The following is a 20,515-nucleotide window of genomic DNA, read 5'->3' as shown; positions in this document are numbered from 1 at the left end:
TTCACCGACCGAAGGACCCCTATGCCTCCCGATCTCTGGCACCAGCACAACATCACCTTCGTCGACCGCGAGAGCGCCCGCCGCACCATCGCCGAACGCCTCGGCCCCGCCTTGATCGCGGCTGAGGCCGACGGGCAGCTCACCGGCTGGTGGTTCATGAACAAGCAGCCTTGGCCACTGCGTTACCTCGCCGACAAGCCCTCATCAGCAATCGAGTCACTCCTGAGCGACCTCATCGGCGACGCCGTGGTCGTGTCGAGCCTGCCCTGCGTCTACGAGCCCGAGACCGACGCATTCGGTGGGCCCGAGGCCATGGATGCGGGCCACGAACTCTTCCACCGTGACTCCCGCCACCTGCTCACCTACCAGCCGGGCCTGGTGCACTTGGGACGCCGGGAAACCGCCATCCTGCTCGCGAGCGCCATGATGCGCGGCGCCGGACTCGACTGGTTCGAACAGGGCGACGTATGGGCGAAGGTCGCAGCTCTTCGACCGGTCACCAATCCACCACACCCCGAACGATCCGCCGAACTGATCACGCCCATGCTTAAGTTGATGACCGCGGATGCCCGCAGCCTCAGCCGCCCGAACGGTCCACTGCACAGGTATGACGAGTGGGTAACCGCCTTCGAACGGGCTGGAGCCATGCTCGCCGACCTCGCAGCCCGCGGCGCCCTCACCCGCGGCCTGCGCGCCGTCATCGCCCACCACGTGATCTTCCACGCCAACCGCGCCGGTCTCCTCCGGGACGACCAGAGAACCCTGTCCCACATCGCACGAGAGGTAGTCATGGGAACAAGTGACCGGACCGCATCGCCCACTGAGGCAACGGCCGACGCCGATAGCGTCAGCGCGGTGAACACCGACACGATCACCACCCCCACGGCGGACGCCGAGCGCCTCCGCAACGCCCTTGTCGACCAGCTCCGCGCGGACGGACACGCCCGCACGCCCGCCGTCGAGACCGCGTTGCGGACCGTGCCCCGCCACGTGTTCGTGCCCGAGGCGTCGCTCGAAGACGCCTATGCCAACGCACCCGTGCACATCAAGTACGACAGCGACGGCACCTCCATCTCCTGCGCCTCCCATCCAGGCGTCGTCGCCCTCATGCTGGATCAGCTCGAAGCTCAGCCCGGCGAGCGCATCCTCGAACTCGGCGCCGGCACCGGCTACAACGCCGGTCTCCTCGCCCACCTGGTCGGCGAGAGCGGACACGTGACCACCCTCGATGTCGACGACGACCTCGTGGAAGGCGCCCGTGCGCACCTCGCCGCCGCAGGGATCACCAACGCCGAGGCCGTGACCCGCGACGGGGCTCTCGGCTACGCCGAAGCAGCGCAGTACGACCGGATCATCGCCACCGTCGGCGCCCACGGGGTGCCGCACGCCTGGCTGCAGCAGCTCGCCCCCGGCGGCCGGCTCCTCGTCCCCCAGCGCCTCAAGGGCACGGTGTCTCGCTCCATCGCCTACGAGCAGCGTGACGGCCGGTGGGTGTCCCTCGGCAGCGAGATGAACACCTTCATGCCGCTTCGGCGGGGCATCGCCGACGATGACCGCCGAGTGATCCCGCTCAGTACGGACGGCGCCGTACGGCTCCAGGCCCCCGCCGGGCTCAACATCGACGCCGATGCCCTCGCAGGTGTGCTTGACCAGCCGCGTACCGAGGAGTGGACCGGCATGACGGTCCGCGCCATGGAATCGCCGGAGTGGATGGAACTGTTCGTCACCTGCTCCCTCCCCTCTGGCCTCATCCGGATGCTGTTCCCCCGCAGCGCCAAGGGCACCCTACTCACCGAGGACCCCTACCCCTCGTCGACCGCGGTCGTCGACAAGGGTGCCGTCACCTACCTCGCCCGGCGCCTGTCGAAGGAGCAGACCCCCGAGGGCGACAAGCTCTGGGAGTTCGGCGTCATCGGCCACGGCCCCGGCAGCGACGAGTTGACCGCGAAGGTCGCCGACGCCATCCGTACCTGGGACCGCTACTACCGCGACCGTGAGGCCACGTTCGAGATCCAGCCCCTCGACGCCCCCGCCATCGAGCAGCGCCCCGGTCTTTTCGTCCTCGACACGCCGCTGAACCGCATCGTCGTCGACTGGCGATGACGCACGACGCGTAGCGGACGGTGCCCGTCGGTACACGGCTGGCGGGCACCGTCGCCTCAGCAATCCTTACTTTCAACCCGGGGGAGATCCATGGACCCGCACGGCCTCACAGCCCAGCGCTTCCCGCTCGTCGCCCGATTCCGCCCCGCCTGCCTGCCCCTGCCTGAACGTGTGCGTGCACTCGTCGACCTGGCCGACACCGCGGTGAGGAAGGCCGACCAGGGTCTCGCATCGGCCGTCTACAACCAGGCCGCGCTCATCGCCTCCGACCTCGGCCTCCCCGACCTCGCCCGCGAGATGTGCCACCAGCACGCCGCCGCCTACCTCCACGCCTGCCCCTTGCCCGGCATGACCGCGATCCGAGGACTGGAGCCGGTCGTCAACCTCGCCCGCCTCAAGATCCGCGCTGGCCACGCCGACGAGGGGCGCCAGCGACTCCTCGACCTGTACAAGGCCGTCGAGACGGGCACAGCGGCACGGTTCGAGGGCGTCAACGTCCCTGCGGACCTCACAGCGACCGGCGAAGACCGCCAGGAAGTTCGCGCGTGGCTGTGGCGCGTCCTCCTCGCCGACGGCACCCGCACCCTCACCACCGAGGGGCGCTGGGCCGAGGCGCTGGTGCACATCAAAGCCCACCATGGCATCGGACAGCGGATGCTCGACGGTCGGCAGGTCGCCGTACTCGCCGCCCTCGTTGCGAACGACACGGCAGGGGCTGCTGGTCTCCTCGCCGGCACGCTGCCCGGCGACCCATGGGAACAAGCCGTCACGGCGTGCCTGACGGTTCTATGCCGCCGCGACGCCGGGCAGCTGATCGACGGTCACCTGGCCGACCTGGTGACGACCTACTCCGGACGGAAGGCCGAACCCGGGATGACCGTCTTCGACACCCGGCTCGGCCTTACAGTCCTCGACGCGATCGGTTCCGCCGAGGCGCTCGCCGCGCACCGCATCGTCGAAGACCTCCACCGCAGGACGACGGACGCCGAGGACGGCTACGCGGCCCGCGAGAACTTGGCTCACCCTCTGTTCACCGCGATCGCCACGGACCGGCAAGTGCAGGACTGCCGAGCGCTGGTGCGCGCCTGCGCCCTCGGCACAGGGGTCCTCTCGGACGAGCTGCGAAGAGAACTGACGCCAGCTCTGCGCGTCAGCGACAGCGTGATCCGAGAAAGCCTCGTATGTTCCTCCAGGCCCGGAGGAACGTAACCCCCTGCGGGCCTGACGGTGTCTGTCGGCTCTGTCGGCGCTGCTGTTCGGTAGGCGGCGTAGCCGCCGACGGAAGCTGACCGTCGTGGGTCTGCCGGACGCGGACCGAGGCTGCGAGGGCGGAGCGTCGGCGGGCGGCTTCGGCGCGGCGGTTGGGTGCTGGGTTTCGGCCAGTGTGCTGGATGCGGGTGATGAGGACACGGGCGGGTTGGCGGGCGGTGGTTAGCTCACTCTGAGCTGCGGCTTCCCGAAGGAGTTGGCGGGGTTGGTGGCCGCGGGCTTCGGCGTCGGCCAGGACGGTGGCGAGCGCGGGCCAGGCCGGGTCGGCGAGGATCCGCCCAGCGTGGCCGGGGACGGCTGCTCGCACGTCGCTGGCGAGGGCGCGACGGGCTTGATCCCTGGGCGGTCGCACACTGCCCGCCCCCCTCATGCGACGGCACATTCCCGTACCCGAGCGCCGGGCCGCGCTCTGGGTGGACGCCGCCCGCGCCTACAGCCAGCAGGGCAGACTCGCCGACGGCTACCAGGCGCTGCGCATCGCTGAGAGCTGCGCGGCACAGGACGTCCGCCGCCCGGTCGTACGCGAACTGGTCGCCGACATGGCAGCCCGCGACCGCCGCCGGACACTGCCCGAACTGCACCACTTCAGCCGCCAACTGGGAGTACCCGCGTGAGCGATCAGCACGACACGCCGCTCCTCCAGATCGTGGTCTGCGTGGCCGGAGTCGCCGCCGACGTCGGCCGGCTGATCACCGCGGCGCAGGAGCGCTGCCGTTTTTCCGAGGAACCGCGTTCGTAGGGAGCGTGCGACGCGGCAGCTCGTCGACCGTCTGCGCCCGTAGAGCAACGCCCTGAACGGCGGAGAACGGGAGGGCAGTGGACGCGACCGTAGCCAGTGGGGGTGGGGATGTTCGTCGGGTGGCCGGTTTTCGGGCGGTGTCAGTGGGGGCGGCCAGACTGGGCGCATGGATGTTTCTCACGAACCCGACCGCAGTGACCGTGCTGGGCTGGTGTGGGTCCGGTCGATGGGCGGCCCCTTGATCGTCGTTCCGGAGTCCTCGGTGAACGCCTGGGGTGGATGCACCGAGGACGGTTCCGTTGTCGGTGATGCCGGTGGCCGTGACGACTATGACCGTGCCTGCGAGGTGGAGGACTTGGCCGGGCTGATCACCGTGGGCGCAAGCGGCGCCACCGCGCTTGTTCTGGCCGATGAACCTGCGAAGACGTCTTTCCTGCCCAAGGAGCTGATGTTCGTGCGCTGGCTGGCTGCGGACTCGGAGGACGAGTTGTTCGAGGGGGTTGAGGCGGTCCTGGCCGATCCCGACACCGAATGGGAAGACAGCGGGCTGTGGGTCACTGATGGCCCGGCGGTATTGATGGATTCGGCCGAAGCGGGCGCCGATCTGGGAGTGGAGTATCCCGATGGGGGACATCCGGATCAGACTCTGGTGCAGCTCCCTGCCGGTCGATGGAGGGTGCGTGCGGCCCACAAGACAGGCGAGTTCCCCTGGGTGGGTGTGGTGCAGCTCGTCGCCGAGAGTGGCCGGGACTGACGAACAAGACCCCGTGACAATGAAGTTCGGTGACACGGGACACCGACACATGAAGCCCGCAGTGCAGCACCGCGTCCACGGCAGACTGTGACCGAGCGCTCCACTTGGCCGGTGAGTGGTTGAGATGGCCAGTTGAGCAAAGGACGTGGAGGGGGGACGGCGTGTGAAGACGCTGGTGGAAGAGACCGTCGTGGCTGAGCTTCAGACCGGGGCAGACGAGGCGGTTCGTCTGTACGTTGCAGCCTGTGCAGAACGGATGGCTCCGATGTTCATCGGTCTGCGGGCGGGTGAGGCGGACCGGGAGGCCGATGTGAGCTTCTACAGGGAGTCTGCGGGCGACCTCTGGAGCGTCGACCGTCCGCTTCCGGACGCCGCTGACCGTGCATGCCGACTGGAGCAGTTCCCCGAGTGGCAGTCAACCGAGGATGGGATCACCGATGTCGCCGGTACCTACGCGTTCTTCGCGAGTCTGGTCCTACGGTACGCCCTGCTGGCCAACGGTTCTGGAAACGCCGAGCACGCGGTCTCCTGCGGTCACACGGCGCTCACCGCGATGGGCATGCTTGACCAGAATGTGACGGGCGCCGATTTCAGCAGCGAAGAGCAGCGGCTTCAGTCGCTCTCCGTATCCGGTACCGCCGCAGGTCTATGGGAAGCCAGCGTCAGTGCCGGACGGGAGCGATTCCGCGCGGTGCTGAGCCGTACCCCAGCCGGAGGGATCCAGACCTGACTGTATGTCGGTGTGAGCGCTCGACTGGCCAAGTTAATCGCTCAGTCGCGCAGACTCCTACGAGCCCGCCGCGTCGACTGCATTGATCTTGCACCCGAAAGGAAGCCTTCAGTGAACGATCAGTCTGATGAACTCGTGCTTCAGATCGTGGTCTGCGCGGCCGGGGTCGCCGCCGACGTCGGTCGGCTGATTACCGCGGCGCAGGAACGGCACTGGGACGTGGCTGTCATCACCACCCCGGACGGGCTCGGTTTCCTGGACGTGGAGGCGATCGAGACGCAGACCGGCCGTCCCGTCCGATCGGCCTGGCGGGCACCTGGCGAACCGCGTCCGACGCGCCCCGCGGACGCGATCGCGGTCGCTCCGGCCACGTTCAACACGGTCAACAAGTGGGCCGCGGGGATCTCCGACAATCTCGCGCTGGGCATCCTGTGCGAGGCGCCGGCCATGGGTGTCCCGGTGGCCGTGCTGCCGTACCTGAACTCCGCCCAGGCAGCCCATCCCGCTTACCGGCAGAGCCTTGATCGGCTGCGGGAGATGGGCGTCCTGGTCGGCTCGTACGAGCCTCACCTGCCGAAGGCCGGGGGTGGGGCCGACCGGTACCGCTGGGAGGAAGTGCTGGAGCTGCTTGCTCCCAGGGTGTCCGCGCGGTCGTGATCAGCGCTGTCGTGGGCGTGGTCGCTGCGGGGCCGTGATCGCGACGGTCGTTTCGGGGGCCGGGGTGGTGGGGTGCTGGGGCGCGGTCCGAGGGGTCACCGTGCTGCGGGCTCGTGCTGCGCGGGCTCGTGCGCTCGGGGCCGGCCGCTCGCTGAGGCGCTGGACGCGCCAGGTCAGTACCCGTGCGGGGCGGCGGGCGTCGTGGAGAGCGCGCTGGTCGGTCGCTTGACGTAGGAGATCGTCCGGGTTGTGGCCTGCTGCTTCCGCGTGGGCGAGGGCGGCGCTGAGGGCGTCGAAGGCGGGGTCCTCGATGATCTGCTCGGCGTGCCCGGGCAGCGTCTCGCGGAGGCGGCGGACGTGCCGGGCTGCGGTCGCCGCTGGTGGCCGGTTCCGGGCGAGCGCGGCCAGGGGAGCGGGCGCGGCTTGCTCGTAGGCGGTCTGCAGGTGGAGCAGTGCCCGCTGGGCTGCGGCGACCTGCTGGTCGTGGTGGCGGAGCTGGTGCCAGTGCGAGGCGGCGATGACGACGAGGATCGCGGCGTCGAGGAGCATCGCCAGCGCGGCGCCCTCCTTGGGCGCGGGCTCGCGGACCATGGCGCGGATGGCGCCGCGCAGGGCGCGGGCGTGGTGGTGTTCGGCGTGGATGCGGGAGCGGGTGGCGCGCTCGAACACGAATGCCGCTTCGCGGAGTTGGGACTTCAGGGGGTGGGGCGCGAGGAGGGGGAGGGCGTCGAGGGCTTCGCCGAAGGCGGCGAGGTGGGCCTGGGAGGCGTGGTCGTCGTCCTGGGCGAGATGGTGGGGGATGCGTTCGGTGGCGGCGGTGGCATGGTGCCAGGGGTTGGTCCGGCGCACGCCCGGCTGGATGGTGGGCTGCGGGGCGGTGCTGGCCAGGCGTTCTTGGATCTTGGGGAGGGAGAGGTCCGGGGCGAGCTTGGAACCCGAGTACCAGATCGGTGCGTCGGCGCCGTCGGTGAGGGCGACCTTGTAGCCGCGTACGTCGCCGGAGGGGAAGTAAACGACCTCGGCGAGCACGCCCTCGGTGTGGCTGAGGAACTGGATGAACTCCTCCATGCCGGTTGCGGCGGCCACGGCGGTGCGGACGAGGGCGCGCAGGCGTTCGGGGGCGGTCTTGTCGTGGCCGGCGCGGCGGGCCTTCTCCTGTTCGGCACGGGTGGGTCGCTTGGCGGCCGTGCGGTCCCCGCGGACGACCTCGAAGAGGCCGTGTTCTTTCTCGATGGCGGCGAGTTCGCGGTCGGCGGTGAGGTAGTCGTTCCAGTGGCGGGCGGTGCGCAGGTCGGCGCGGACCTTGGTGGCGGCGATGTGGATGTGGTCGGGGGCGTGGCGCACGGCGACCCAGCGGCAGCCGTCCGGGTCACCTTCGGGCGCGATGCCGGTGGCGGCGACGATCCGGCGGGCGACGTGGGCCCACTCCTCGTCGTCGAGGATCCGGTCCTCGGGCGCGGCACGGACCGAGCAGTGCCACACGTGGCGCTCGGGGGCACGGCCCAGACGCCTGGCCTGCTTGACGTGGAGGTCGAGGTCCGCCACGAGGAGCTTCCTCGTGGCGTCGATGTCGTCGGCGCGGCCGGGGTCGGGGGCGAAGCCGTCCCAGGAGGCGACGAGGTGGGGGTCGGTGTGGCTCTTGGCCCTGACGGTGTCGAACAGATAGCGGATCAGGCCCCCGGTGTCCTTGCCGCCGCTGATCTTCGCGATCACCGGGGGGCCTTCGTGGTGGACACGGCCTGGTTCGTGGCGGCGGCGATGTGGCGGACGGTGGCGCCGACCGATGCCAGGGTCTGCTCGGCGCGGGCGAGAAGCCTGCTGTCCCCAGGGTGTGGATGTCCGCCGGAGTTGAGCCTCTTGGCGATCTGGTTGACGTTGTGGCCGATCCTGGCGACCTCGCCACGCAGAGCGGTCAGCTCGTCGATGTAGTCGTCGAGCGCGGTGCGCTGGCCGGGCAGGGCCAGGTCGCCGTGCACGTGGGCCATGACGACGGCGCCGACGTAGTGCGCGCCGGCGATGTTCAGCGACCGGGCCACGCGCAGGATGTCCGCCTTCTCGCCGACGCTGTAGCGGGCGTCGACACGCTGCTTGCGCTGGCCGTTCGGATCGCGCCGACGGCGTCGGGCGACGCGGTGGAGGGCGGCGGCTTCGGCGGCGCGCGGGAGCGGCGGGTACGCGGTGGTGCCGACCAGCTGCTCCTCCTCGGGCACCCCCTGGTGCCCGAGTGCCTCCGCCACCCCCGGGGCGGAGGCTTCCCCGTGGAACCGGCCCGTGGACGGTCCAGCGGGATACCTTGCTCCGCCTGGTGCTGGGGAGGAGGTCAGCTGCTGCTGTGATGACGAGGGTTCGTGGTCGGGGCTGTGCATGTGGGCTCCTGCAAGCGGTGGTGGAGGGAGAGGGCCCGTTCCTCCCGTCCTGATTCACGGGAGGAACGGGCTGGGGGACGTGGGCTGCGAGTATCAGCCGTTGCTTGTGGTGGCGGCGTCGAGCTCGGCCTGCAGCAGGTCCTTGACCTCATCCAGACGGCTTCGGGAGATCCCGAAACCCTCGTCCCTGACTGCCTTCTCGATGCTGCGGCGCGAGGCACGGCCGGCTCGTCCGAGCGGAGCCGTGCGGCCGATAGCCACGGCCTGCTCTCGGGAAACGCTCGGCCGTTTGCTTCCCGGCTTCCCAGGCTGCTGTGGCGTCTCCGTCTCTCGCTTCGCGGGTGGCCCAGGCACGCCGTCGTCGGTGTCCGTGACGGCTGGCGGAGCGAGCGGGCCGGTCTGGTGTTCCTTGGCGGGTTCGTGGCGGTCTTCGGGGTTGTGGCGGTCAGGGGTATCGGGGCGCCGGGCGACGAGGAGGTAGAAGTGGACGGCTCCGGCCAGGGCGAGTGGCGCGATGGCGGAGATGGCCCCGACGGTGAGGTCGTCGAGGGAGAGCCCGTTGTGGCGGGTCTGCTGGTTGAGGCGGATGGCGTGCAGGACGTTGGCCCAGATGCTTGTGGCGGTGGCGGTGCCGACCAGCGCCGAGACGTAGAGGCGGGCGGACAGGGGCGCGGTCCGCAGGACGAGCAGGGCGCCGATCCCGATGGCGATGAACCCGTCGATGACGAGCGGGAAGGCGTAGGTGAGCGCCGGGTGGATGTGGCTGGCGGCGGCCATCTGACGCAGGGCGTCGTAGGAAAGCGCGAAGGCTGCCACGGCCAGCAGCGCCACGCCCGTGCGGATCGCTGCGGTCAAGGGCACCGGGGCAGGGGAAGGTGCCGCGGTGAAGGTGGGAGAAGGCAAGGGGAAGCGCTCCAGGAGTACGGAGGTGGGACTGGTGTGGCCCGGTGGCGGGTGGGAGTGACCCGTCGCAACTCGTCGCGTGCCTGGTCAGGGCAGGTACGGGTGCGGAGGTGACATCGAGTCGACTCGTCACCGGGTCCCGACTCGTCACCGCTCTGACCTGCGCAGAGACGAGTCGCGCCGGGTCGCGCCGGGTCAGGCCCCGGTCGTGGCTTCCGGTACGGGCTCGGGGCAGTAGCGTGCCCAGGAGTCGGTGAAATGCAGGAGGGCGTAGCCCCGGGCCTGGACGTTGCCGTGGAAGCGGCGGGGGGCGGAGCTGATGCCGTACTCCTTGAGCAGGATCTGCAGGCCCCGAGGAGTCAGGCCGTTGGTGGTGTACTCCGGCCAGGGGGTTTCGGCGTCCTGGTTGAGGATGTCGAGGAGCCGACTGGTACGGAGAGCCGGCGGATTGCCTTCGGTGGCGAAGGCACGGCGGATGTCGGCCAGGAGGCGGATGCCGAGGCTACTGCTGTCCTGGTCCTGCTCTGCCTCGTGCTTGGCCATGACACGGCAGGCAGTGCGGGCGAGGTCGGGCCATGCTCCGCCGGCGAGGTCGGCGACGGTCACCAGCGGCTGCCAGGTGTCGGCCGCACGGTCTTCGACCGGCATGGCCGGTGTCAGCTCCATCGCCTCGGCGTGGAGCGGGGCCAGCCAGGCGGCGAGCCGGTCGCGCAGGGCGTGGAGGGGCGGGGTGTCCCGGAAGGTACGGAACTCCGCCACCTTCTCGCCCGGCCTGCGGCGGCGCATCCGGATGACGATCGACCGGTCCATGATCGTGTCCGGCAGGTCACCGATGCCGGCGAGGGCGGCCATGGCGAAGGTGGGGAACTTCGCCACCTCGTGGTTGGGTCCACTGACCCGGAGGGTGGGGCGGTTGCGCTGGTGCCCTGCGTTGAGCAGGCCACGCATCTCCTCGTTCTTCTCCGCGACCTTCGCGGAGCCGAAGAGAGTGTCGGCCTCGTCGACCAGCAGGGTGGGCGGTGTGGCGGTGATCGACCGGAACACCGCGGCGGCCGACGCGTTGACCGTGATCAGCGGGTTGTGGACGCTCTCCGTGATCACGTCCAGCAGCCGTGACTTGCCGCAGCGCTTTGCAGGCCCGACCACGGCCAGCCGCGGAGCGTGCTGCCATGCCGTCTGCAGATGGGTCGCCGCCACCCACAACGTCACTGCCGTGAACGCTTCCTCGCTGGGCAGTACGACGTAATGACGGATCTGCTCCCGCAGCTCCGTCAGCACCTGCTCCCCCTCGGATACCGGGGCAGCCTCGGAGACGGCTGCGTGCGGCTCTCCCGGTGAAGCAGGGCGGCCCGTCGGCTGGCCGGGTATGGCGACCGGCGGCCAGGAGGGCTTGTCAGGGGTGGAATAGGGCTCGGTTCCCGCGTGTTCCACGGGGCAGCTCCTCGTCTGGCGGTGGTGGGCTTGCCTGCCCTTGCCGCCGGGTTGGTTCTTCCAGGGCCGTTCGGGGCTGCTCGGGCCTCCGGCGTTGCCTCGCCGGAGGCCCACTTCGTACCCCGAGGGAACACGGACCGTACGTCCACTCCTGCCAACAGTCCAGCGATTCTGTGTCAGCTCAACGCAGAACGCTTTGCTAGGCTGCCGTCCCTTCATGCCGCCAGCCCGAGCAGATTCAGCAGGTCTGCGGTCACGACGCGGTAGGCGTTACCGAGCCGCAGGACCTTGCACGGGTACGCGCCCCGCTTCGCCAGCTCATACCCCTTGCTTCGGCCAAGCCCCAGGGCGCGATTGCTCGTTTCCAGGTCAACGGCTACCGGCAAGGCCAACAGGTCTTCTCGGCTCATCCCCTTGGGCTGCCCTCCTGTGGTGTTTTCGCGCATGCGGCATCCCTTTCGGTACAGCCCTCGGCGAACGTGGTCATCCCGTCCGGCTCCAGGCGTCTACCAATCAGCATCCTCAAGCTAATGTGTCTGCATGACACAACGCCATTCGGATGATGAAGAGGATGACTTCCCGGAGTGGGTGGACCGGGTCCAGGCAAACGTGGCCGGTGAGGTCCGCCGGAGAAGGAAGGAGATGGGGTGGAGCGCGCAGGATCTGGCCGACCGGTGCGAGGAGCTCGGGCACCCCATTCCCCGCAACGTGATTGCCAACATGGAGTCGGGCCGCCGGGCCGGCCTCCCGCTGGTGGACGTCATCGTCTTGGCCGCCGCGTTGGAGACGTATCCGGCCTGCCTGATTTTCCCGGTTGGTTACGTCGACCGGACGCAGGAACTCCCCTTTCAGGGACTTGTGCCGACCTGGGATGCCCTGCGCCGCTTCACCGGCGAAGAGGAAGTGCTCGGTTATGACTCGGGCCTCGTGCCCGATTTCGAAGCCCACACCAGTCTCGTGCGCACCGCGCTGGCCGCGCTCGACGAGGAAGAGCAGGCACGGTTCGCGGCCAGGACGGCAACGAGCCGCGCCCAGCAGGAAGAGGCCGAACGCAAGCAGAGCGCGTACGCCGACCAGGCCATCTCCGCCAAGTACAAGCTCCGCTACCTCCGTCGCGAGCTCCGCGAAGACGGAGCCACCCCACCCGACCTCCCACCCGCACTTCACGACGTAGACCCGCCCGAATGGGCCCCTGAGACCACCCAGGAGGAACGCCCTTGAAGGGCTCCACCCACCGCCGCTGCTACTGCCGCGACCCCAAGACCGGCAAGCCGCTCGGCAAGAAGTGCCCCAGGCTCGCCGGCCGCAAGCACGGCTCCTACTCCGTACGCCAGGAGCTCCCACCCCGAGCCGACGGAACCCGCCGCTCGTTCAGCCGTGCCGGCTACGAGAGCCTCAAAGCCGCCCAAGCCGACCTCGACCACATACGCGCCCTTCTCGGCCTTGCCGACACCGATGACTCCGAAGGTCTCGATCAGATCGCCGAGTTGCTGGAGAAGGTGGCAGACGAGAAGGCTCCGCTACCGGACATCGAGGCGACCCGTCGGCGCCTGAGCCACGGCCTGGACCTCACCAGCCGCCTCACGGTCGGTGAGTGGCTGGACATCTGGCTGGCGGGCAAGAAGGGGCGGCAGAGTGCAATCAGCCGCGACGAGAGCAACATTCGCGTCCACCTTCAGCCGCGCATCGGGTACGTTCGGCTCGACCGCCTTCGGGTCACTCACCTCTCGGAGATGTTCGAGGCCATAGCCGAGGCCAACGTCGAGATCGCCGAGGGGAACGCCGCACGACGCAAGGCGTTCGAGGATCTCGCGCAGATTGCCTGGAAGGGGCGCGAGCCCCGCGCCCGCCGTAAGGCGATGAAAGCGGCCATCGCCGAGATGGATCCCTACCGCCGCATTGTCGGTCCAGCGACGCGGCAACGTGTTCGCTCCACACTGCGGGCAGCGCTGAACGCGGCGATCGCCCAGCAGCTGATCACCTTCAACCCGGCCGCCCACGTCGAGCTGGAGGCAGGCAGGCGCCCCAAGGCGCTCGTGTGGACCGAGGAGCGCATCCTCCATTGGAAGCGCACCGGCGAGAAGCCCTCGCCGGTGATGGTCTGGACGCCGGAACACACCGGCCTCTTTCTCGACCATGTAGCCGAGGACCGGCTGTACGCGTTGTTTCACCTGGTCGCCTTCCGCGGACTTCGGCGAGGCGAGGCGTGCGGTCAGAGGTGGACCGACGCGAACCTGGAGGCCGGGCTTCTTACGGTCGCCAAGCAACTCGTCGTGAATGGCTGGGAGGTGTACGAGGACGATCCGAAGACGGACGCCGGAGCGCGCACCATCGCCCTCGACGCCGACACCGTCCAGGCACTCAAGCGGCACCGAGCCCAGCAGGACAAGGATCGCGAGAAGTGGGGGAGCGCCTGGGCGGAGACCGGAAGGGTCTTCACCCGCGAGAACGGAGAACTGCTCCACCCCGCCAACGTCACACGACGATTCATCGAGCTGTATGAGGAGATCGGCCTCCCGCCGGTCCGGCTCCACGACCTCCGCCACGGTGCCGCGACCCTGGCTCACGCTGCAGGTGCCGGCCTGAAGGACATCCAGGAGATGCTCGGCCACTCCTCGATCACCATCACGTCGGACACGTACACGAGCCTGCTCCCCGAGGCGGATCTGGCGATCGCGGAGGCTGCGGCCCGGCTCGTGCCGCGAGCGCGCACAACCCCCGAGAACACCGCTCCCGAAGCGGAGGCCGAGCCCGACGACGCGGAGTCCGCCGAAGCGGAATCCGTGCCGGATGGTGCTGATCCTTTGGGGAAAATTCGGGAGATCAACTCCCCGTCCGCTCACGCACCGCTCACGCAAACGGCCCCGGACGAGGAGTCCGAGGCCGAGTAAGACCCCTCCCTGGGGAGAAACGCCAGGTCAGAGCGGTAACGCGTTGTGCCCCCGGCAGGATTCGAACCTGCGACACCCGCTTTAGGAGAGCGGTGCTCTATCCCCTGAGCTACGAAGGCGGGGATCTGTCGGAAGCTGTGCCCGGGGCCCGGCCCGGATGGGCGATGGAGTTCCGGTCAGCTGTCGACAGGGTTGTGGTGGTCTCGCCCCTGAGGGTTCGGCCACCGGGGTCAGTGTAGCGGGTGGGATGCAGCCGGTACCTGGGGTTCTTGATCAGTGGTGCCTGTGGCGTGTGAGCCCGGGGGTGTGGTGGCTGGGTGCGGGGGCTGTGGGGCGGGTTCGGGAAGAGGGCTGGTCATTTCGGTGGAAGTGTTGGCCTGTGTGGTTTGGTGGCGCTTTGGGTTGGTTCGGGTTCTGTGTTCGTCCATGGTCGATGGGGCCTCGGCGCTTGGCGTCGTCAGAGCGTGTGGCGAGGCCCCATCGGGCCGTTCGGTGGTTGAGTTCGTTGCGGTCCGAATCCGGGCGGCTACAGGGCGAGTTGGGCTATGGGGGTGGTGGTGGGCTGCTGGGAGCCGCCGGCCGGTTCGGTGGTTACGGCGAGTGATGTGGTGGTCGTCTTCAGTCCGGTGGCGATCAGTGGGGTGTCGCCGTGGAGCAGGCCGAGGGAGCGGGGTGGTGTGTCGGGGGTCATGAGCCAGAGCTGGTGGACCTTGCCCGTGGGCGGGGTGCCCAGTCCGGTGACGGTCACTACGGCTCGTCCCTGTGTTGCGGAGGCGACCACTCCGATGCCGCCTCCGCTGGTTGCGCGGGCGTCGGGGGCTGCCAGTACTGACGTGATCGCCTGTGTCCGGGCCCGCTCCTGTGCGAGCTGGTCGTCGGCGCGTACCGCCTGTACGGCGAAAAGCACCGCCGCGACAAGGGACATGACGGCCGTGCCCAGGGCGAGTGGGACCAGGAGGGGGCGGCGTATCCGGGGGCCTTGCGCCGCGGCCGGTGGTGGTGATTGTTGTTGTCGGGGACCGGCGACGGGCTCTGGGGAGTTGTCGGCCCGGGCCGTCGTGCGGATGGCCGTGAGGACCCGCTCGCGCATCGCGGGCGGTGCCGGAGTGGTTGTCGGCAGCGCGAGGCGGACCACGCCTTCGGCCAGGGTCCGCACCTCGCCGGCGCACCTCGGGCAGCCGTCCAGATGCCGTTCGAATTGCCGGCGCTCGTCGGGCTCCAGCGCGTCGAGCACGTAAGGGGCGGCGAGTGCGTGCCGGTCACGGCCGAGCAGGCGGCCGAGGGTGATCATGCGGCACCTCCCAGGCATGCGCGCAGCCGCGTGAGTCCGTCGCGCATGCGCGTCTTGACCGTGCCCAGGGGCAGGGAGAGCCGCTCGGCCACTTCACGGTACGTGAAGCCGTCGTAGTAGGCGAGAGTGACGGACTGCCGCTGCAGCTCGGTGAGCTTGTCCAGGCAGCGGCGCACCCAGTCGCGTTCGAGCCCGGCCTCGACCTCCTCGGCGACCTGGTCGAAGGCCGGCTGCTCCGCGCGCCGGGCCTCGCGCTGCTCGCGCTCACCGGCCGCGCGGGCGCTGCGTACCCGGTCGACGGCCCGGCGGTGCGCCAGGGTGAGGATCCAGGACTGGGCGCTGCCGCGGTCCGGGTCGAACCGTGCAGCGCTGCGCCAGACGTCGAGCAGCACCTCCTGGGCCACCTCCTCCGACTGGTCGGGGTCACGCAGGACCCGGCGTACCAGACCGAACACCGGTCCCGACATCGTGTCGTACAGATTCTCGAACGCCGTCTGGTCGCCCCCGGCCACGAGCACCAGCAGCTCGTCCGTCCCCACTGTCCCCACCCGCCCCACCTCTCGGTCCCGTTCCTGCCCGCCCCGCCCCGCCACTTCCGGCAGGCGCGGTGAACGCGCCGTCAGATGTGGTCGTCGAACAGCCTCCCGAAGACCAGGACCGTTGTCGACGCGACGAAGTCGAAGATCTGACCAATCCGCCCCGGCGACCGCACCGAATGGCATGCGTCAGGCAACCGAGACCTCAGGACGGATGGCATGAATCCTTCTTCCAGGAGCGGCGTGGGACGCAGGAGTCTCACCACCCTCATATGCGCAGCGCTGGCAGCCGGGGGCCTCGTCGCCGTCGGCGTGAGCGCGCTGGAGCCCGGGGCGGCCACCGCCTCCAGTCACCGGGAGGCCCCGCTGATCTCGGGGCAGCCGCAGTACGACAACACGGACCTGTACGCGTTCGTGAGCCCCGACGCGCCCGACACGACGACCATCGTGGCGGACTGGACGCCGTTCGAGGACCCGGCCGGCGGACCGAACTTCTTCACCTTCGCCGACGACGCCCAGTACGACATCCACATCGACAACAACGGTGATGCACAAGGTGAGTTGCTCTACCGGTACACCTTCACCACGCACCGCAAAAACGGCAGCACCTTCCTGTACGACACCGGCCCCGTCACCAGCATCGACGACCCGGACCTCAACATCACACAGACCTACGACATCGACCTGCTGAGGCTGCACAACCAGGCCGTCGTCTCCAGGTCGAAGGTCGCGAACGATGTGCCGGTGGCGCCGTCGAACGTCGGCAAGGCATCGATGCCGGACTACGGGAAGCTGCGCGATCAGGCCGTGCGCAGGCTCCCCGGCGGGGCCACCACGTTCGCCGGCCAGGCGGACGACCCGTTCTTCCTGGACCTGCGCGTTTTTGACCTGCTGTACGGCGGGAACCTGTCGGAGGTCGGACGGGACACGCTCGCCGGTTACAACGTCAACTCGATCGCCCTGCAGGTGCCGACGTCGGTGATCCGGCAGTCCGGGAGCCAGCCGGTCGTCGGGATCTGGTCGACCACGCAGCGCAGGAACGCCGGGGGGCAGTGGACCCAGGTCTCACGGCTCGGCAACCCGCTGGTCAACGAGGTCGTCAACCCGCTGAAGGACAAGGACAGGTTCAACGCGTCCGCTCCCTGGACCGACGCCCAGTTCCTGAGGAACGTGACCAATCCGGAGCTGCCCAGGCTCCTCCAGGCGATCTACAAGGTCCCGGCCGCCAAGGAGCCCCGGAACGACCTGGTGGGCGTCTACCTCAAGGGCGTCAAGGGCCTCAACCAGCCGCCTCGCGTACGCCCGGCGGAGGAATTGCGGCTCAACACCTCGATCCCGCCGTCCGCCGACCCCAAGAGGCTCGGTGTGCTGGACGGCGACAACGCGGGCTTCCCGAACGGACGCCGGCTCACCGACGACGTCGTGGACGTCTCGATGCAGGCCGCCGCCGGTGAACTCGTCGGCAACAAGAACGACTTGGGTGACGCCGTCGACAAGAACGACCGGAAGTTCGGCAGCACCTTCCCGTACCTGGCTCTGCCGGAAACGGGCTCGCGCGGGCCGCTTGCCGGGGTCAAGGGCAGCGACGTCAGCAAGCAGGACGACGTCGGCAGCTCGCTCGGCGGCGGCGTGAGCACCGTCGGTTCCAGTGACGACTCCCGCACCACGCTGATCGCCGCCTCCGCCGCGGCGGGCGCGGCCGGCGTCCTGTTGACCGGCACCGGCCTGCTGTGGTGGCGCAACCGCCGCCGCAACCCGGTCGTCTGACCCGCCCCGCCCCGCCCCGCCCCGTCCTCCGGCGCGGCCCGCGCGTACTCATCCCTCACAGCGCGGGCCGCGCCGCCGGCACCGCATCATCCGTTCCACCGAGAAGACCGAGAAGACCGAGAAGACCGAGGAGAGGGCATGTTCCCGCGCGCAGATGACAGCGCACTCAAAAGTGAACGCAGCCAGGAGGGCGGGCTCCACGCCCCGCAGGGCACCTTCACCCCCGGAGGGAGGCGGAGGGCCGTCCTCCTCGCCGTATGCGCCGCCGCGCTCGCCGTCGTACTCACCGCCGGAGCCGCCGTTCTCGGCTCGCAGGGCCGTGACGGCGGCAGACCGGCCGCCGCCTCCGCCGCCCGCGGCGTCGACCCCGTCCTGTTCGCCGCAGGCGATTTCCGTACGACCATCGGCGCCCTGCAGTCTCAACTGCGCGCCCAGCCCGAGGACTTCGGCTCCTGGGCCACGCTGGGGCTCGCCTACGTCGAGCAGGCCCGCACCGACGGTGATCCGTCGCGCTATCCGCAGGCCGAGCAGGCGCTGAACCGGTCTCTGGCGCTCCGCCCCGGCAACGACCCCGCGCTCGCGGGCCGTGCCGCTCTCGCCGCGGCCCGGCACGACTTCGACGGCGCTCTGCGGTACGCGGACCAGGCACTCGCGGTGAATCCGTACAGCGAACGCGCCCTGTGCTCGCGTATCGACGCCCTGGTCGAACTCGGCCGCTACGACGAGGCGTCGAAGGCCGCGGACGTCGCCGACGCGCGGCGCCCCGGCATTCCGGTCTTCACCCGGTACGCCCACGTCCGCGAGCTGCGCGGTGACGTGGCGAGCGCGAACCGGGTCCTGGAGCAGGCCTCCGCCACGGCCACCAGCCCCGGCGATGTGGCGTACGTGGCCACCGCGCTGGGGCAACTCGCCTGGAACCAGGGCCACTACCCGGCCGCGTTGCGGCACTACGCGCGCGCCCTGCAGGCCGACGCGTCCTACCTACCCGCCCTGGAGGGCCGCGCCCGCGCCCTGGACGCCGACGGCGACCACGCGCAGGCGATCCGCGACATGGAGGCGGTCGTGGCCCGCTACCCGCTGCCCGGTCCCCTCGTCGCGCTGGGCGAGATGTACGAGGCCCGCGGCGGCGAGGGCGACCGGGCGAAGGCCCGGCAGCAGTACGCACTCGTCGACGTATGGATCTCGCTGGCCCGTGCCAACGAAGTCGACGCGGATCTCGACACCGCCCTCGCTGCCGCCGATCACGGCGACCGCACGGCCGCGCTGAGTGCGGCCCGCGCCGAGTGGGCCCGCCGCCGCACCGTGCACACCGCGGACGCCCTTGCCTGGGCCCTGCATGTCAACGGCCGGGACGCGGAAGCCCTCCCCTACGCCCGTCGGGCCACGGCCACCGGCTACCGCAGCGCGGCCTTCCGCTACCACCGGGGCGTGATCGAGTACGCCACCGGCGACACCGCGGCCGCACGCCGCTCCCTGTCCGCGGCGCTCGGCCTCAACGCCGGTTTCTCCCCGCTCGGCGCCCGCCGGGCCCACCAGGTGCTGGAGGCCGCCAAATGACCGCCCACCACGCCGGATCGACCGTACGCGGAGCCCGCAGGACTCCGGCGCCGCGTCGCTTCGGCGCCTCGTGCGCGGCCGTCCTCCTGGCCGTCTGTGCCCTCGTGCTAGTTCCCTCGGGAGCAGCGAGCGCGCATCCGCTCGGCAACTTCACGGTCAACCGTTACGACGGTCTGGTCGCCGCTCCCGGGCTGCTGCGGATCGACCACGTCGAGGACCTCGCGGAGATACCGGCAACCCAGGCCGAGCCGCAGATCAAGCAGTCCGGGATGGCGGACTGGGCCCGACAGCGCTGCGAGATTGCCGCGCGCGGCAGCGAGATCACGGTCGACGGCCGCCGGGCCGTGCCGACGGCAGGCGCGAGCCGGGCGGTCCAGCGCCCCGGGCAGGCCGGACTCCGCACCCTCCGGGTGGAGTGCCGGCTGACCGTGCCGCTCCCACAGGGGCGCACCGTTTCCGTCGCCTTCCGCAGCGACCGGCCCGACTCGGGGCCCGGCTGGCGCGAGATCACCGCGCGCGGCGACGGGATGACGCTCACCTCCCGTGACGTACCCGAGAATTCGGTGTCCCACGAGCTGACCCGGTATCCCGAGGAACTGCTGTCCTCACCCGCCGACACCGCGACCGCCTTGCTGCGGGTTCGCCCGGGTGGTCCCGCCCTGGCGGACACCGGCCGGGACGCGCCCGCGTCGTCCGTCCTCCCGCGCGGCGCCGACCGCTGGACGCAGGCGCTCGACGGGCTGGTCGCCCGCCGCGACCTCACCCCCGGCTTCGCCGTGCTCGCCCTGGCCGCCGCCGTGGCCCTGGGCGCACTGCACGCGCTGGCACCGGGCCACGGCAAGACGCTGATGGCAGCCGCGGCCGCCGCCCGCAGGCGCGCCACGCTCCGCGACGTCCTGCCCCTGGCCGCTTCCGTGACCGTCACGCACACCCTGGGGGTCGTCGCCCTGGGCCTCCCCATCGCCGCGGGATCCGCGGCGGCGCCCTCCGTGATCGGATGGCTGGGCGTCACGAGCGGGATCCTGGTGACGCTCGCGGGCGCCGGTCTCGTACGACGCGCCTGGCACAACCGCGGACACGGACACGCGCATCACCATCAGCACGCGCACGACAACTCCCACGACCATGCGCACACCCACGGCGGTCACACCCACACACACCCCACCGCCCCCACAGTGCGCGGCACGATCCTGCTCGGCTTCGCCGGTGGGCTCGTCCCCAGCCCCTCGGCCGTGGTCGTCCTGGTCGGCGCGTCGGCCCTGGGACAGGCATGGTTCGGCGTGCTGCTCGTCGTCGCCTACGGGGCCGGTCTCGCCCTCACCCTCACGGCGGCCGGGTTCGCCGTGGTCAAGGCCGGCGGCCGAGTGGCGCGCCTGCTGGACAGGCCGCCCCGCTGGATCGGCGGCAGGTCCGCGGCGCTCATCAAGCGGGCCGTACCCCTGGGTTCGGCGTTCGCGGTCGTCGCCCTGGGGGCGGGTCTGGTGCTGAGGGAGGCGTCATCCGTACTCGGCTGAGCCGCGC

17 protein-coding genes, 1 tRNA gene and 3 pseudogenes are annotated in these 20,515 nt (G+C 70.3%); 12 read left to right on the top strand and 9 right to left on the bottom strand.

Features of this window, described 5'->3' with window-relative positions; translation table 11 throughout:
* Positions 1-21: 21 nt before the first annotated feature.
* A complete protein-coding gene (fxlM, locus tag OG507_RS16620; protein WP_327367973.1) occupies positions 22-2,103 on the top strand; it encodes a methyltransferase, FxLD system in 2,082 nt (693 codons plus the stop codon).
* 90 nt (positions 2,104-2,193) lie between these two features.
* The gene (locus OG507_RS16615; protein WP_327367972.1) at positions 2,194-3,312 is read left to right on the top strand and encodes a hypothetical protein; all 1,119 of its coding nucleotides are present in this window, start codon (positions 2,194-2,196) and stop codon (positions 3,310-3,312) included.
* A 25-nt stretch (positions 3,313-3,337) separates the two neighbouring features.
* Here the strand turns inward: OG507_RS16615 and OG507_RS16610 are convergent.
* Positions 3,338-3,727 (bottom strand): annotated as a pseudogene (locus tag OG507_RS16610) (mobilization protein); the annotation flags it as partial.
* Between the two features lie 7 nt (positions 3,728-3,734).
* Between OG507_RS16610 and OG507_RS16605 the strand changes: the two are divergent.
* The 5 genes and pseudogenes from OG507_RS16605 to OG507_RS16585 all read left to right on the top strand — a co-directional run.
* Positions 3,735-3,986: pseudogene (locus OG507_RS16605) on the top strand (helix-turn-helix domain-containing protein); the annotation flags it as partial.
* A pseudogene (locus OG507_RS16600) lies at positions 3,983-4,081 on the top strand (flavoprotein); the annotation flags it as partial. The pseudogenes OG507_RS16605 and OG507_RS16600, both read left to right, overlap by 4 nt.
* Before the next feature lie 196 nt (positions 4,082-4,277).
* Positions 4,278-4,865, top strand: coding sequence for an Imm21 family immunity protein (locus OG507_RS16595; protein ID WP_327367971.1), 588 nt, complete (start codon positions 4,278-4,280; stop codon positions 4,863-4,865).
* Between the two features lie 163 nt (positions 4,866-5,028).
* Positions 5,029-5,595 carry a hypothetical protein gene (locus tag OG507_RS16590; RefSeq protein ID WP_327367970.1) on the top strand — a complete coding sequence of 189 codons (567 nt, stop codon included), beginning with the start codon at positions 5,029-5,031 and terminating at the stop codon, positions 5,593-5,595.
* Positions 5,596-5,706: 111 nt separating this feature from the next.
* A complete protein-coding gene (locus OG507_RS16585; RefSeq protein ID WP_327367969.1) occupies positions 5,707-6,252 on the top strand; it encodes a flavoprotein in 546 nt (181 codons plus the stop codon).
* Here OG507_RS16585 and OG507_RS16580 read toward each other — a convergent pair whose 3' ends face one another.
* From OG507_RS16580 to OG507_RS16560, 5 genes are all read right to left on the bottom strand, one after another.
* Entirely contained in the window at positions 6,253-7,965 is a 1,713-nt protein-coding gene (locus OG507_RS16580; protein WP_327367968.1) for a relaxase/mobilization nuclease domain-containing protein, read from the bottom strand.
* The gene (locus tag OG507_RS16575; protein ID WP_327367967.1) at positions 7,962-8,618 is read right to left on the bottom strand and encodes a MobC family plasmid mobilization relaxosome protein; all 657 of its coding nucleotides are present in this window, start codon (positions 8,616-8,618) and stop codon (positions 7,962-7,964) included. Before OG507_RS16575 ends, OG507_RS16580 begins: the two co-directional genes overlap by 4 nt.
* 93 nt (positions 8,619-8,711) lie before the next feature.
* Positions 8,712-9,521 carry a DUF2637 domain-containing protein gene (locus OG507_RS16570; protein ID WP_327367966.1) on the bottom strand — a complete coding sequence of 270 codons (810 nt, stop codon included), beginning with the start codon at positions 9,519-9,521 and terminating at the stop codon, positions 8,712-8,714.
* Between the two features lie 195 nt (positions 9,522-9,716).
* Entirely contained in the window at positions 9,717-10,952 is a 1,236-nt protein-coding gene (locus tag OG507_RS16565) for a DUF3631 domain-containing protein (protein ID WP_327367965.1), read from the bottom strand.
* A 215-nt stretch (positions 10,953-11,167) separates the two neighbouring features.
* Entirely contained in the window at positions 11,168-11,398 is a 231-nt protein-coding gene (locus OG507_RS16560; RefSeq protein WP_326742090.1) for a hypothetical protein, read from the bottom strand.
* A gap of 94 nt (positions 11,399-11,492) precedes the next feature.
* Here OG507_RS16560 and OG507_RS16555 point away from each other — a divergent pair, with 94 nt between their 5' ends.
* Entirely contained in the window at positions 11,493-12,173 is a 681-nt protein-coding gene (locus OG507_RS16555; RefSeq protein WP_327367964.1) for a helix-turn-helix domain-containing protein, read from the top strand.
* Complete coding sequence (locus OG507_RS16550) at positions 12,170-13,843, top strand: site-specific integrase (RefSeq protein ID WP_327367963.1); 1,674 nt, start codon at positions 12,170-12,172, stop codon at positions 13,841-13,843. The genes OG507_RS16555 and OG507_RS16550 overlap by 4 nt, the downstream gene beginning before the upstream one ends.
* A gap of 46 nt (positions 13,844-13,889) precedes the next feature.
* On the opposite strand, the gene OG507_RS16545 is transcribed toward OG507_RS16550, so the two are convergent.
* From OG507_RS16545 to OG507_RS16535, 3 genes are all read right to left on the bottom strand, one after another.
* Positions 13,890-13,962, bottom strand: a tRNA-Arg gene (locus OG507_RS16545).
* 407 nt (positions 13,963-14,369) lie between these two features.
* Positions 14,370-15,134, bottom strand: coding sequence for an anti-sigma factor (locus tag OG507_RS16540; RefSeq protein ID WP_327367962.1), 765 nt, complete (start codon positions 15,132-15,134; stop codon positions 14,370-14,372).
* Positions 15,131-15,673: a sigma-70 family RNA polymerase sigma factor gene (locus OG507_RS16535; RefSeq protein ID WP_327372001.1), complete on the bottom strand. Its 543-nt coding sequence runs from the start codon at positions 15,671-15,673 to the stop codon at positions 15,131-15,133. The genes OG507_RS16540 and OG507_RS16535 overlap by 4 nt, the downstream gene beginning before the upstream one ends.
* Positions 15,674-15,889: 216 nt before the next feature.
* Here OG507_RS16535 and OG507_RS16530 point away from each other — a divergent pair, with 216 nt between their 5' ends.
* The 3 genes from OG507_RS16530 (at position 15,890) to OG507_RS16520 (ending at position 20,508) form a co-directional block, all read left to right on the top strand.
* The gene (locus OG507_RS16530) at positions 15,890-17,437 is read left to right on the top strand and encodes a DUF4331 domain-containing protein (RefSeq protein WP_327367961.1); all 1,548 of its coding nucleotides are present in this window, start codon (positions 15,890-15,892) and stop codon (positions 17,435-17,437) included.
* A gap of 138 nt (positions 17,438-17,575) precedes the next feature.
* Positions 17,576-18,994, top strand: coding sequence for a tetratricopeptide repeat protein (locus OG507_RS16525; protein WP_327367960.1), 1,419 nt, complete (start codon positions 17,576-17,578; stop codon positions 18,992-18,994).
* Positions 18,991-20,508: a nickel transporter gene (locus tag OG507_RS16520; protein WP_327367959.1), complete on the top strand. Its 1,518-nt coding sequence runs from the start codon at positions 18,991-18,993 to the stop codon at positions 20,506-20,508. The genes OG507_RS16525 and OG507_RS16520 overlap by 4 nt, the downstream gene beginning before the upstream one ends.
* The last annotated feature ends 7 nt before the right edge of the window (positions 20,509-20,515 follow it).

This window comes from Streptomyces sp. NBC_01217 (assembly GCF_035994185.1).
Classification (GTDB): domain Bacteria; phylum Actinomycetota; class Actinomycetes; order Streptomycetales; family Streptomycetaceae; genus Streptomyces.
Note: the sequence above shows the minus strand (reverse complement) of the source record. Positions and strands in the feature narration are given on the sequence as shown.